This window comes from Mycobacterium kansasii ATCC 12478, assembly GCF_000157895.3.
Classification (GTDB): Bacteria; Actinomycetota; Actinomycetes; order Mycobacteriales; family Mycobacteriaceae; genus Mycobacterium; species Mycobacterium kansasii.
In genome coordinates this window covers 3,294,104-3,307,182 of the sequence record NC_022663.1, presented here as the reverse complement: position 1 = coordinate 3,307,182, position 13,079 = coordinate 3,294,104, and the positions used below count along the sequence as shown (strand labels likewise).

The 13,079-nt window shown below is 65.6% G+C and carries 11 protein-coding genes; 9 read left to right on the top strand and 2 right to left on the bottom strand.

What is annotated here, in order from left to right:
• Positions 1 to 3: 3 nt before the first annotated feature.
• Both MKAN_RS14445 and MKAN_RS14440 read right to left on the bottom strand, forming a co-directional pair.
• Entirely contained in the window at positions 4 to 2,517 is a 2,514-nt protein-coding gene (locus MKAN_RS14445) for a transglycosylase domain-containing protein (protein ID WP_036394850.1), read from the bottom strand.
• Positions 2,510 to 2,962 carry a DUF5318 family protein gene (locus MKAN_RS14440; RefSeq protein ID WP_023369142.1) on the bottom strand — a complete coding sequence of 151 codons (453 nt, stop codon included), beginning with the start codon at positions 2,960 to 2,962 and terminating at the stop codon, positions 2,510 to 2,512. The genes MKAN_RS14445 and MKAN_RS14440 overlap by 8 nt, the downstream gene beginning before the upstream one ends.
• Before the next feature lie 155 nt (positions 2,963 to 3,117).
• Between MKAN_RS14440 and MKAN_RS14435 the strand changes: the two genes are divergently transcribed.
• The 9 genes from MKAN_RS14435 to MKAN_RS14395 all read left to right on the top strand — a co-directional run bounded on the left by MKAN_RS14435 (position 3,118) and on the right by MKAN_RS14395 (position 13,056).
• Entirely contained in the window at positions 3,118 to 3,987 is an 870-nt protein-coding gene (locus MKAN_RS14435) for a DUF1707 SHOCT-like domain-containing protein (protein WP_023369140.1), read from the top strand.
• A gap of 177 nt (positions 3,988 to 4,164) precedes the next feature.
• Entirely contained in the window at positions 4,165 to 4,707 is a 543-nt protein-coding gene (locus MKAN_RS14430; RefSeq protein ID WP_023369138.1) for a PadR family transcriptional regulator, read from the top strand.
• Positions 4,708 to 4,780: 73 nt separating this feature from the next.
• Positions 4,781 to 5,890, top strand: a complete 1,110-nt coding sequence (locus MKAN_RS14425) for an inositol-3-phosphate synthase (protein WP_023369136.1) — start codon at positions 4,781 to 4,783, stop codon at positions 5,888 to 5,890.
• A gap of 183 nt (positions 5,891 to 6,073) precedes the next feature.
• On the top strand, positions 6,074 to 7,693 hold the full coding sequence (locus MKAN_RS14420) for a PPE family protein (protein ID WP_023369134.1): 1,620 nt from the start codon (positions 6,074 to 6,076) through the stop codon (positions 7,691 to 7,693).
• 146 nt (positions 7,694 to 7,839) lie between these two features.
• On the top strand, positions 7,840 to 8,754 hold the full coding sequence (locus MKAN_RS14415) for an alpha/beta fold hydrolase (RefSeq protein ID WP_023369132.1): 915 nt from the start codon (positions 7,840 to 7,842) through the stop codon (positions 8,752 to 8,754).
• Between the two features lie 36 nt (positions 8,755 to 8,790).
• Positions 8,791 to 9,579 (top strand): LLM class F420-dependent oxidoreductase, encoded by a 789-nt coding sequence (locus MKAN_RS14410; RefSeq protein WP_023369130.1) that lies wholly within the window; start codon positions 8,791 to 8,793, stop codon positions 9,577 to 9,579.
• 120 nt (positions 9,580 to 9,699) lie between these two features.
• Positions 9,700 to 10,461 (top strand): GntR family transcriptional regulator, encoded by a 762-nt coding sequence (locus MKAN_RS14405; protein ID WP_023369128.1) that lies wholly within the window; start codon positions 9,700 to 9,702, stop codon positions 10,459 to 10,461.
• 40 nt (positions 10,462 to 10,501) lie between these two features.
• A complete protein-coding gene (locus MKAN_RS14400; RefSeq protein ID WP_036394846.1) occupies positions 10,502 to 12,313 on the top strand; it encodes an ABC transporter substrate-binding protein/permease in 1,812 nt (603 codons plus the stop codon).
• The gene (locus MKAN_RS14395) at positions 12,310 to 13,056 is read left to right on the top strand and encodes an amino acid ABC transporter ATP-binding protein (protein ID WP_023369124.1); all 747 of its coding nucleotides are present in this window, start codon (positions 12,310 to 12,312) and stop codon (positions 13,054 to 13,056) included. Before MKAN_RS14400 ends, MKAN_RS14395 begins: the two co-directional genes overlap by 4 nt.
• Positions 13,057 to 13,079 lie beyond the last annotated feature (23 nt).

Genomic DNA, 13,079 nt, shown 5'->3' with positions numbered 1-13,079 from the left:
CCGTCACGGTGGCGGTATGGGATTGTCAGCCGGCGGTGGTGCGGACGGCGGCCCGGGCGCGAGGGTCACGGTGGTGGGCGGACCGACGGGAATGGTGATCCCCGGCGCCACTTCGACGGTGGGTTGAATGACGGTCTCCGAAGGCGGCGCCGCTGACGGCGGAGGCGGCGGCGGTGCCGGCACACCGGCGTAGCCGCCTATCTCGGTGGGCTTGGGGAAGGTCTCGTTCTGAGTGCCCTTCAGGGCGCCGTCCATGGTCGCCTTCCAGATATCCGATGGCAGACCCGAGCCGTAAACCGCTGCGCCCGAGGCTGTCACCAGCGGCTCGTCGCCCTTGACCGTCCCGACCCACACCGCGGTGGACAGCGACGGGGTGTAGCCGACCATCCAGGCGTCCTTGTTGGCGGTGGTATCACCCAATTGCACCGTGCCGGTCTTGGCGGCCGAAGGCCGGCCGCCGGCCAGATTGTGGCCGCGTGAATAGCCCGCGATCGGCATCATGGCCGCGGTGACGTTGTCGGCCACGGCTTTGGGGATGCGCTGCTCACCGGAGTCGTCCTGGGTGGCGGCGTCGAAAAGGACCTGGCCTTCGGCGTTGACTACCTTTTGGACGAAGTGCGGCCGGTGATAGATGCCCGACGCGGCCAGCGTGGCGTACGCCGTTGCCATATCGATCACCCGGGTTTGGTACTGGCCCAACACGATCCCATTGTTCGGCGGCCCGCCCTTGCCATCCTCGGACAGGGTGTGGGGTACGCCCGGGAAACTGTCGGCCACACCCGCTTGGTGGGCGGCGTCGGCGACGGCCTGGGGGCCGCCCTTCAGTTTGAGCATCAGCCGGTAATAGGAGGTGTTCAGCGACATCTTGAGCGCCTCGGCGATGTTGCACGTCCCGCAACCCTCGCCGTCGACATTGGTGATCTTGATGCCGTCGACCGTTAGCGGTGAACTGTCGACCTGATAGCCCAGCCCGATCCCCTGCTCGAGGGCCGCCACCAACGCGAACACCTTGAACGACGACCCGGTCTGCAATCCGGCCTGGGCGAAGTCGTAGCCGTTGGCGTTGTCGCCGCCGTAATACGCGCGCACGCCTCCGTTGTGCGGGTCGATGGACACCACCGCCGCCCGCATATCGGGATCCTGCCCGTCGAGGTACTTGGCCACCGCCTTTTCGGCCGCCTGCTGGGCTTGCGGATCGATCGTGGTGGTGACCTGCAACCCCTGGGTGTTCAGGGTCTGCTCATCGATGTTGAACAGCTCCAGTAATTCCTTGGTCACCTGTCGCTCGATCAGGCCGTTGGGGCCGGTGGTCTGGTTTTCCGCGCGGGCCTGCTCCGGCGGGACGGTCTTGGGGAACTGCTGTTCAGCCCGGTCCTGGGCGGACAGGGCCTTGGTCTCGACCATGCCGTCGAGCACCCAGTTCCACCGCGCGACTGCACCTTCCGGGTCGACCGCCGGGTCCAGCGTGGACGGTCGCCTGATAAGCGCCGCCAGCAACGCACCCTCGGACACGGTGAGCTGCTCGACCGGCTTGTCGAAATAAGCCTTCGAAGCCGCCGAGATCCCGTAAGCACCCCGTCCGAAGTAGATGATGTTCAAATACGCCTGCAGCACGTCGTCTTTGGACCACTCCCCGGACATCTTGGTCGCGATGACCAACTCCTTGGACTTGCGCATCAGGCCGCTCCACCCGTGCTGCGCGGAACCGACCAGCGCGTTCTTGACGTACTGCTGGGTGATCGTGGAACCGCCCTGCAGGTCGCCGCCGAACAGGTTGTTTTTCACAGCCCGGGCAAAACCGCTGAACGAGAAGCCGGGGTTGGAGTAAAAGCCGCGGTCCTCAGCGGCGATGACCGCCTGCCGTACGTGCAGCGGGACCTGGCTGAGGTTGACGTCGACGCGATTGCCTTCAGGTGGAACGATTTTGGCAATTTCGGAACCGTCGCTGGCCAGAATCGTGGAGACCTGGTTCGTGCGGATGTCCCCAGGCCTCGGCACGTCGACAATGAAGTAGGCCATGGTGAAGGTGACGATCGGCAGCAAGATCATTACCGCTGCGGCCAAACCGACCGACCGCCGCACCCACTTCCAGTTGATCTGCTGGATCCAGTCGGGCCACGGCCTCGCCGCCCGAGCGCCCCTCGGGCCGCCCGGGCCGGCAGGCCCCGGTGGACCTGCTGCGCCGCTCAGCCGCTCGTGTCGAGGGCGCGGCTCAGGAGTGTTCAGCGCAGCCTTGACCTGTTCCAGCGGGTCGCGATGCAGGGGTGTCGTCGGCGGATTGTCCAGGGCAGCCCTGACTTCCTCGATCGGGTCCGCGTGCCGAGAAGATCGGTCATCGGTCACCGGCGGGATGATCGTGGTCATTCGATCGTCGGGCGGAACCTGGCGGCGCGGGCCCGCCGACGAACGCGCCTCCTCTGGGCCCCCGGGGTTCCCGCGAGCTTGGTCCACACCCTCAGTCGCCGGCCCGCCTGAAGCGTCACTCGACGACTGGTGGTGGCGCCCTTCGCTATTCACTGGCCGTGCGGGCGCCGTTGCGCGCCGTCCGCGTTCGAGCTGCCCCTCTCGGGGCCCTTGGAGGTCGCGCCGGCCGCGCTGGACGTGCCGCGCCCAGGACATACGACTTGACCAGGTGATTCCAACTGCAGGTCCGGCACACCTCCACGACGTGCACCGCAAACTCCGTGAACCGGGTGGCGAGCATGACCAGCTCCTCGGCGGTCCGCGCCGAGCCCGAGATCGCGCCCAGGTGCTCGCCGAACACCCAGGACACGATTGTCAGCTGCTCCTTACGGCAGATCGGGCAGACCACTCGGCTCGGTTTCCCGTGAAACTTTGCGGCGCGCAGCAGATAGGGATTTGCGTCACAGACCTCGGAGACGCCGGTGCGCCCCGAGTACACCTCGGCCAGCAGTGAACGCCGGCGAAGCGCATAGTCCACCACCTGTCGCTGCAGTTGCACGCTGACCAGAGTACGTCGCTTTCACGTCGTGACGATGCAGCCCGGCACGGCCTGCGCACATCCCGGGCAGGCGTGGCGGCAGCCCGACCCGCGCCGCCTTCCGGCATCCGATGCTCTATCGCGTCGCCTCAAGCCCGACTTCTACGATCATCCCCGTGGCGAAATGGCTGGGCGCACCGCTTGCTCGTGGAGGATCGACGACGACCCGCGCCAAGGACAGCGACCGGCAAGACGCCTGCCAGATTCTTGACGCCGCGCTCAACGACGGCCAGCTCTCGATGGAAGAGCACCGCGATCGGGTGAGCACCGCCACCAAGGCCGTGACGCTGGGCGACCTGCAGGACCTGATCGCCGATCTGCAGTCCGAGCGTGCACCCGCGGAGGTTCCCGCACTCAAGTCCCGGGCGCGGCGCAACGGATTGGGGCTGCTGGTGGCCGCGTTCGGGGTGTCGGTGCTGTTGGGTGTCGGCATCGGCTGGGGTCTGTACGGCAACACCAGCTCACCGCTGGATTTCACGACGGATCCGGGAGCCAAGCCCGACGGCGTCGCGGCCGTGGTGCTGACCCCGCCGAAGCAGCTGCACTCCCTCGGCGGGCTCACCGGTCTGCTGGAGCAGACGCGCAAAAGGTTCGGCGACACCATGGGGTATCGCTTGGTGATCTACCCGACGTACGCGGTGCTCGATCGCAAGGACCCCGCCGACGACCGCAGGGTGCTGAGTTACACCTACCGCGGCGGCTGGGGCGATCCGACCAGCTCCGCCAAGAGCGGCACCGACGGGTCCCTGGTCGACCTGGGCAAGTTCGACGTAAAGGCGACGGTGGGGATCATGCGGGGCGCCGCGGAGACGTTGGGCATGAAGCCGTCCGACGTCACCAACATGTACCTGGTCATCGACCCGGCCGAAGACCCCACCACGCCCGGGGCACTGTCGCTGTCGGTGTATGTTTCCAGCGACTACGGCGGCGGCTATATCGTCTTCGCCGGTGACGGCACCGTCAAACAGGTGAGTTACCCGTCGTAGCGAAGCCGGCAGTCGACGTCGGCAGGTCGCCCACACGTGACGAACAACTCACCAACGCCGCGTGGTGTTGTGGCAAATATATCGAAACGATACGATGACGCGAGGCGTCGAACTGCTAAGTAGTTCACGCAACCAGCCATAAAGCAGCCATACAAGGCATACAAAGGGGGTGAGTCGATGCTGGAGCTTGCCATCCTGGGCCTCCTGATCGAGTCGCCCATGCACGGCTACGAGTTGCGTAAACGGCTGACCGGCTTGCTCGGCGCATTCCGGGCATTCTCGTACGGCTCGCTGTATCCGGCGCTGCGCCGGATGCAGGCCGAAGGCCTGATCGCGGAGAATGCCGCGCCTGCTGGCACGCCGGTGCGGCGCGCACGCCGGGTATACCAGCTGACCGACGAGGGCCGGCGGCGCTTTGCCGAACTCGTCGCCGACACCGGCCCGCACAACTACACCGATGACGGCTTCGGGGTGCACCTCGCGTTCTTCAACCGCACTCCGGCCGAGGCCCGGATGCGCATCCTCGAAGGCCGTCGCCGGCAGGTCGAAGAACGCCGGGAAGGCCTGCGTGAAGCGGTGGCACGGGCCAGCAACTCCCTGGACCGCTACACCCGGCAACTGCACCAGCTCGGGCTCGAATCCAGCGAGCGTGAAGTCAAGTGGCTTAACGAACTCATCGCCGCAGAACGGGCAGCGCCCAATCATGCTGAACAGACGTGAATCTGCACCAAAACCCCTGCAACACAACGACACAAGACACTGCCCGAAGCTATGAGGTTAGGAGAACGCCCGAATGAGTGAGTACAAGCCGGTAAGGGCGCCGGAGGCGCAGCCTGAGGTACGGGTCGCCATCGTCGGCGTCGGCAACTGCGCGTCCTCGCTGGTCCAGGGCGTCCAGTACTACCACAACGCCGACGAAAACTCGACGGTGCCCGGGCTGATGCATGTGCGGTTCGGTCAGTACCACGTCCGCGACGTGAAGTTCGTGGCCGCATTCGATGTGGATGCGAAGAAGGTCGGCTTCGACCTGTCGGAGGCGATCTTCGCCTCGGAGAACAACACCATCAAGATCGCCGACGTGCCGCCGACCGACGTGGTGGTGCAGCGCGGCCCGACATTGGATGGCATCGGCAAGTACTACGCCGACACCATTGAGCTGTCCGACGCCGAGCCCGTCGACGTGGTCCAGGTGCTCAAGGACGCCAAGGTCGACGTGCTGGTCTCCTACCTCCCGGTGGGTTCGGAAGAAGCCGACAAGTTCTACGCCCAGTGCGCCATCGACGCCGGGGTGGCGTTCGTCAATGCGCTGCCGGTGTTCATCGCCTCCGACCCGGTGTGGGCGAAGAAGTTCGCCGATGCCGGGGTGCCGATCGTCGGTGACGACATCAAGAGCCAGGTCGGCGCCACGATCACGCACCGGGTGCTCGCCAAGTTGTTCGAAGACCGTGGTGTGCAACTGGACCGCACCATGCAGCTCAACGTGGGCGGCAACATGGACTTCCTCAATATGTTGGAACGGGAACGGCTGGAATCGAAGAAGATCTCCAAGACGCAGGCGGTCACCTCCAACCTGCAGCGCGAGTTCAAGACCAAGGATGTGCACATCGGCCCGTCCGACCACGTCGGCTGGCTCGACGACCGCAAGTGGGCTTATGTGCGACTGGAGGGCCGTGCCTTCGGTGACGTGCCGCTGAACCTGGAGTACAAGCTCGAGGTGTGGGATTCGCCGAACTCGGCGGGCGTCATCATCGATGCGGTGCGCGCAGCGAAGATCGCCAAGGACCGCGGTGTCGGCGGACCGGTGATCCCGGCATCGGCCTACCTGATGAAGAGCCCGCCGCAGCAGTTGCCGGACGACATTGCGCGCGCACAACTCGAAGAGTTCATCATCGGGCCCGACTAGAGCGTCTCTCCGCCGCTGGCTTTCCCACACGTGAACGTGGGTTGCCGACGGCTAGGTCCCAAACCCTCCCCCGGTGACGAAGGTCCCTATTCCCCGGGACGGATCGTGTGCCATCTTGAGCGCAAGTTTTGACTGCGTTTTCGTCGACCTGTCGACGATAAATGGGGTGAGAGGCCAACGCTCATGAGCTTTTTGGTATTGCCGCCGGAGCTTAATTCGGCTCTGATGTTCTCGGGTGCGGGCTCGGGCCCGTTGTTGGATGCGGCTGCGGCCTGGGAAGGGTTGGCTTCGGACCTGGGAACCGCGGCGTCCTCCTTTTCGTCGGTGACGTCGGGCCTGGCCGGCCAGGCGTGGCAGGGCCCGGCGTCTCAGGCGATGGCGGCGGCGGCCGCCCCGTACTCGGGGTGGTTGAATGCGGCGGCGGTGCAGGCCGCTGGCGCGGCCGGGCAGGCCCGGGCGGTGGTGAGCGCCTTTGAGGCCGCACAAGCGGCCACGGTGCAGCCGGTCATGGTGGCGCTCAACCGCAATTCGCTGGTGCAAATGGTGCTGTCGAATTGGTTCGGCCTCAACGCCCCGGCGATCGCCCAATTGGAGGCCGACTACGAGGCGATGTGGGCCCAGGATGTGTCGGCGATGTCGGGCTACTACTCCGGGGCGTCGGCGGCGGCCGCGCGGTTGTTGCCCGCGCAGAGTCTGCAGGACCTGCTGGCGGCCCTGCCCAACTTGGGCATCGGCAACATCGGCAGTGCCAACCTGGGCAACGGCAACAACGGCAGCGTCAACGCCGGTAATGGAAACACCGGCAACCAGAACCTGGGCAGTGGGAACAAAGGCAGCTTCAACATCGGCAGCGGGAACAGCGGCAACGCAAACTTCGGCAGCGGAAACATCGGCAACGACAACATCGGCTTCGGAAACACCGGCGACCCGAGCACCAGTTCCAACCCGGGCGCTAACTTTGGCATAGGTAACACCGGCAACGGAAACTTCGGTGTCGGAAACAGCGGCAACCTCAACGTCGGAGGCGGGAACACCGGCAACGGAAACCTCGGCTTCGGACTTAGCGGCAGCAATCTGATCGGTTTCGGGAATGCGTACTACAACTCGGCGACTGGTCAGTTCACTTTCGCAGGGCTGAACTCAGGCGTCGGTAACTTCGGAATCGGGAACTCGGGCACCAACAACATCGGCTTCTTCAACTCGGGCCACCACAATGTTGGCATCTTCAATTCGGGCACGAATCCATATTCGGCGAACGCATTCACCAACATCGGCTTCGGCAACTCCGGTTTTTTCAACTTCGGCTTCGGAAACTCCGGCACCGGAAACACCGGCGTCGGGAATGCGGGCATCGTCGACACCGGCTTCGGGAACTCGGGGGTGCAGGACACCGGCTTCGGAAACGGCGGCTCATTCAACACGGGCTTCTGGAATTCCGGTGACACAAACACGGGCATCGGAAATTCGGGAAACACAAACACCGGCTTCTGGAATTCGGGCAACGTGAACACGGGCTTAGGGGCTACCACCGACACCGGCCTGACTAACTCGGGCTTCAGCAACATCGGTGTCGGGATGTCGGGCTTCTTCAACACGGCCGCCGGTGGCACGACGAACCACAACATCTCGGGCGTTTTCAACACCGCTACCGGTGCTATCACCAACGGCAATAGCTCCGGCTTTGGCAACACCGGCGTCCCCGGCATTATCTTCGGCCCTGCCCTCAGTGGCGGCAACTCGGGCTTGTTCAACAACGGCACCTTCAAATCGGGCTTCTTCAATCTCACCGGCCTGTTTGCGTAACTGATCGGGTGTCAGGCTCCCGACTCGCCGGTGAGGCAGCCGGAAGGCTCGTCGACCAGCGCGATGGTGGCCGCCACTCCCCCGATGAAAAACGGTCCCCCGTGAGGCTCGCGTGACGGTTGGGCATGACTCGTAGAGTCAGAGCCGTGACCGAGATTTCCGACGACGAACTGACCGGACTCTCCGAGTTCGATCTGCTGGCCGAAAACGCCGAGCAGGCCGGTGCTACCGGACCGCTGCCGGCAGTAGAGCGGGTGGAAGCCGACACCGCTGGCGGCAGAATCAGCGCGCTGCGCTGGGGCGGCTCGGCGCCGCGAGTGGTGTTCCTCCATGGCGGCGGCCAGAATGCGCATACCTGGGACACCGTGATCGTCGGCCTCGGCGAGCCGGCGCTGGCGGTAGATCTGCCGGGGCACGGTCATTCCGGTTGGCGCGAGGACGGCGACTATTCGCCGCAGCACAATGCCGACGCCCTGGCCCCGGTGCTGCGGGGGCTGGCACCGGCGGCCGAATTCGTCGTCGGGATGTCGCTGGGCGGGCTCACCGCGATCCGGCTGGGCGCGGTCGCCCCGGAGCTCGTCGACGAGCTCGTCGTCATCGACGTCACCCCGTCGGCGCTGCAGCGGCACGCCGAAATGACCGCCGACCAGCGCGGCACGGTGGCGCTGATGCACGGTGAGCGAGAATTCCCCAGCTTCCAGGCGATGCTGGATGTGACCACCGCCGCGGCGCCGCATCGCGAGGTGAAGGCGTTGCGCCGCGGCGTGTTCCACAACTCCCGCCGCCTCGACAACGGCAACTGGACCTGGCGCTACGACGCCATCCGCAGCTTCCCGGACTTCGCGAGTTTGTGGGACGACGTCGACGCCTTGTCGGCGCCCATAACTCTGGTGCGCGGCGGCAACTCAGGCTTCGTCAGCGACGAAGACGTTGCCGAACTCGCCCGGCGGGCAACACATTTCCGTGGCGCGCACGTCGTAGCGGATTCGGGCCACTCGGTGCAAAGCGACCAACCGCGCGCGCTCGTCGACATCCTGCGCGGAGTGTTGGGCAGACGCTGACCGTTCCGCCCGGGGCGCCGGGCCTACCGTGGTCGTATGACCTCAGCCGTGCATCCCGATCTACCCATCCGCATCGGCGTGCAGCTCCAGCCGCAACACGCCCCGCACTACGGCGATATCCGCGACGCCGTCCGCCGCTGTGAGGACATCGGTGTCGACATAGCCTTCAACTGGGACCACTTCTTCCCACTGTATGGCGCTCCCGACGGTGCGCACTTCGAGTGCTGGACCATGCTCGGGGCGTGGGCCGAGCAGACGTCACGCATCCAGATCGGCGCCCTGGTGACCTGCAACTCCTACCGCAATCCGGAGCTGCTGGCCGACATGGCCCGTACGGTCGACCACATTTCGGACGGCCGACTTGTGCTGGGCATCGGTTCAGGCTGGAAACAAAAGGACTACGACGAATACGGCTACGAATTCGGCACCGCCGGCAGTCGCCTCGACGACCTGGCCGCCGCACTCCCGCGAATCAAGGCCCGACTCGCAAAACTGAATCCACCACCCACCCGTGATATCCCGGTGTTGATCGGAGGCGGCGGCGAACGCAAGACGCTGCGATTGGTGGCCGAACACGCCGACATGTGGCACAGCTTCACCGCCGCCGACGAATTCGAAGCGAAGGCCGCAGTGCTCAATCGGCACTGCGCCGACGTCGGCCGGGATCCGGCCGCCATCGAACGCTCGGCCGCCGTAACGGGCGGGATCGCTGACGCCGAAGCCCTCGTCCGGCTTGGGGTCACGCTGCTGACGGTCGGCTGCGACGGCCCCGATTACGACCTGACCGCCGCCGAGCAGCTCTGCAGATGGCGAGACGGTCATTAGTTTGCGTTTGCGTCGATTTCATCCGCCAAACGCCCGATAGCGCGCTGCCAGTCATGAGAAACTTGCCAGCGCCGATAGCCGGAGCGGCTGGAAGAGACTCGACGGAAACCGACGGAACCGATGCCTAAGAAATATGGGATCAAGGAAAAAGACCAGGTCGTTTCGCACATCCTCGACCTGATTCTGACTGGCAAACTGCGCAGCGGCGACCGTGTCGACCGCAACGAAATCGCGCAGGGTTTGGGGGTCAGCCGCGTCCCGATACAAGAGGCACTGGTGCAACTCGAACACGACGGCGTCGTGTCGACTCGCTATCACCGCGGGGCGTTCGTCGAGCGGTTCGACGAAGCCACCGTCCTTGAACATCACGAGCTCGACGGCCTGCTCAACGGCATCGCCTCGGCCCGCGCCGCAGCCAACCCCACACCGCGGATTTTGGGCCAGCTCGACGCGCTGATGCGCTCGTTGCGTATGTCGAAGGAACCGCGGACTTTTTCCGAGGTCGCGCACGAATACCGGCGAACGGTCAACGACGAGTACGCGGGGCCGCGGCTGCGCGCCAGCATCCGTGCCTCGCAAAACCTGATTCCTCGTGCCTTTTGGCTGACCTACCAGAACGGCCGCGACGACATGCTGTCGTTCTACGAAGACGAGCACTCCGCAATACATCGGCGTGATCCGGAAGCCGCGCGGGCCGCCTGTATCGGGCGATCCCAGCTGATGGCGCACACGATGTTGGCCGAACTATTCCGGCGCCGGGTCTTCACGCCGCACGGCGGGATCGGGCCGGACCAGATTCCGGTACGCCTGGCCATGGCTCCGGAGCCATCGGCAGTCGGCGCTCTGGCCGGCACTCGCGAGCCGTCGTCGATCATGCTCTGAGCCGCACGCGCCATCCGGTCGGCCCGATACGGTGGCGGTGATGAGTCCACGCGTGGGTGCCCGCACCAGAAGCGGGCACAGACTGTCGGCCGCGGCCGCGACAATACTGATCCTCGCTAGCCTGGCAACCGCCGCGCCCGCCGCGGCAGACCGGCATCAGTGCGCCCCCGCCGGTGTGGACAGTGCCACGGTTCTGCCCGCCAACCTGTCCAGGGCTGGCGTGGCGGGCGCCGACGACGACACCGACACCACCGCCACCGTCGTGCCGTTGAGCTCGATCGATGTCAACGCGTTGGGGCTGGGCACCCCCGGGGTGCTGACGGTGGGCACGCTCTCGGATGCCCCGCCGAACGTCTGCATCAACTCGACCGGACGGTTCACCGGCTTCGACAACGAGCTGTTGCGCGCCATTGCCGCCAAGCTTGGCCTGCATGCGCGCTTCGTCGGCACCGACTTCTCCGGGCTACTTGCCCAGGTGGCATCGCGACGTTTCGACGTCGGCTCGGCATCGGTGAAGGCCACCGATGCGCGCCGGCGCACGGTCGCTTTCACCAACGGCTACGACTTCGGCTACTACTCGCTGGTGGTGCCTCCCGGTTCGGCGATCACCAGTTTTACCGACCTCGCCGCCGGTCAGCGCATCGGCGTGGTCCAGGGCACGGTCGAGGAGTCCTACGTCGTCGACACCTTGCACCTGCAACCGGTGAAGTATCCCGACTTCGCCACCGTGTACGCCAGCCTGAAAACCCACCAGATCGACGCGTGGGTGGCCCCGGCGAATCAAGCAGCGGCGGCCATGCGGCCGGGCGATCCGGCGGTTACCGTCGCAAACACCTTCAGTACCGAGGACTTCGTGGCCTATGCGGTCGCCAGGGACAACCCCGCTCTCGTCGACGCCCTGAACTCGGGGCTGGACGCGGTGATCGCCGACGGAACCTGGGCGAAGCTCTACAGCGACTGGGTTCCCCGCACGTTGCCGCCCGGGTGGAAACCCGGCTCGAAAGCCGTCGCCGCCCCGACGCTGCCGGATTTCGCGGCGATCGCGGCCAGCCAGCACCGCAAGCCGGTCCAGCCGGCCGCACCAAAGTCGACCCTTGCGCAGCTTCGGGATTCCTTTTTCGACTGGGACATGTACCGCCAGGCCATCCCGGCGCTGTTCCACACCGGGCTGCCCAACACGCTGATCCTGACTGTCAGCGCCAGCGCAATAGGGCTGGCAATCGGGATGGCACTGGCGGTCGCCGGGATCTCGCACAAGCGCTGGCTGCGGTGGCCGGCGCGGGTGTACACCGATATCTTCCGCGGCCTGCCCGAGGTGGTGATCATCCTGATCATCGGGCTGGGCGTCGGCCCGATCGTGGGCGGGCTGACCAACAACAACCCCTACCCGTTGGGTATTGCCGCATTGGGGTTGATGGCCGGCGCCTACGTCGGCGAGATCCTGCGATCGGGAATCCAAAGCGTGGACCCCGGCCAGCTGGAGGCCGCCCGTGCCCTGGGTTTCAGCTATTCCGCGGCGATGCGACTGGTGGTGGTGCCGCAGGGGATACGGCGAGTGCTGCCGGCATTGGTCAACCAATTCATCGCGCTGCTGAAAGCCTCTGCCCTGGTGTACTTTCTGGGCCTGGTGGCCAAACAGCGCGAACTCTTCCAGATCGGCCGTGACCTCAACGCGCAGACCGGTAATCTGTCGCCGTTGGTGGCAGCGGGCATTTTCTACCTGCTGCTCACCATCCCGTTGACGCACCTGGTGAACTACATCGACGCCAAGCTTCGGCGCGGCCGCGCGAGGATCGACCCGCAGGATCCCTCCGAGGTGGTCAGCTCGACCATCGGTCAGGAGATGACGTGACGGGCGACGCCCGCCGGGCCCCGGTTTCGTTGGCGGCCAGGGATATTCACCAGGCGCTGGGTGGTAACGCCGTGCTGCGCGGCGTCGATCTCGACGTTCCCGCAGGCACCACCGCGGCGGTGATCGGCCCATCGGGCTCGGGCAAGTCGACGTTGCTTCGCACCCTCAACCGGTTGCACGAGCCGGACAGCGGCGACATCCTTCTCGACGGCCGATCGGTGTTGCGGGACAACCCCAACGAACTGCGCCAGCGGATCGGCATGGTGTTCCAGCACTTCAACCTCTTCCCGCACCGCAGCGTGCTCGCCAACGTGGCTCTGGCACCGCGCAGGTTGCGTGGGTTGTCCGGCGACGCGGCCCGGGATATGGCGCTGGGTCACTTGGAGCGAGTTGGCCTGAAACACAAGGCCGATGCCCGCCCCGGCATGCTGTCAGGCGGCCAACAGCAACGCGTTGCGATTGCACGCGCGCTGGCTATGGCACCACAGGTGATGTTCTTCGACGAGGCGACCTCTGCGCTGGATCCCGAAATGGTCAAGGACATCCTGGCACTAATCGCCGACCTCGGCGCCGACGGGATGACGATGGTGGTCGTCACCCACGAAATGGGCTTCGCCCGCTCGACATCGGATGCGGTCGTCTTCATGGATCACGGCAAGGTCGTGGAAGCCGGTCCCCCGGAGCAGATCTTCGAGGCTGCACAGACGGATCGACTGCAGCGGTTCCTGGCCCAGGTGCTTTAGGCGCCGCTGACAGTCACCACACA

What these genes read in the sequence shown, in the direction of transcription:
- MKAN_RS14430 (WP_023369138.1), top strand. Translation starts at nt 4,165, where the DNA reads ATGCTGGAGCTTGCCATCCTGGGCCTCCTGATCGAGTCGCCCATGCAC.
- MKAN_RS14425 (WP_023369136.1), top strand. Translation starts at nt 4,781, where the DNA reads ATGAGTGAGTACAAGCCGGTAAGGGCGCCGGAGGCGCAGCCTGAGGTA.
- MKAN_RS14420 (WP_023369134.1), top strand. Translation starts at nt 6,074, where the DNA reads ATGAGCTTTTTGGTATTGCCGCCGGAGCTTAATTCGGCTCTGATGTTC.
- MKAN_RS14410 (WP_023369130.1), top strand. Translation starts at nt 8,791, where the DNA reads ATGACCTCAGCCGTGCATCCCGATCTACCCATCCGCATCGGCGTGCAG.
- MKAN_RS14405 (WP_023369128.1), top strand. Translation starts at nt 9,700, where the DNA reads ATGCCTAAGAAATATGGGATCAAGGAAAAAGACCAGGTCGTTTCGCAC.
- MKAN_RS14400 (WP_036394846.1), top strand. Translation starts at nt 10,502, where the DNA reads ATGAGTCCACGCGTGGGTGCCCGCACCAGAAGCGGGCACAGACTGTCG.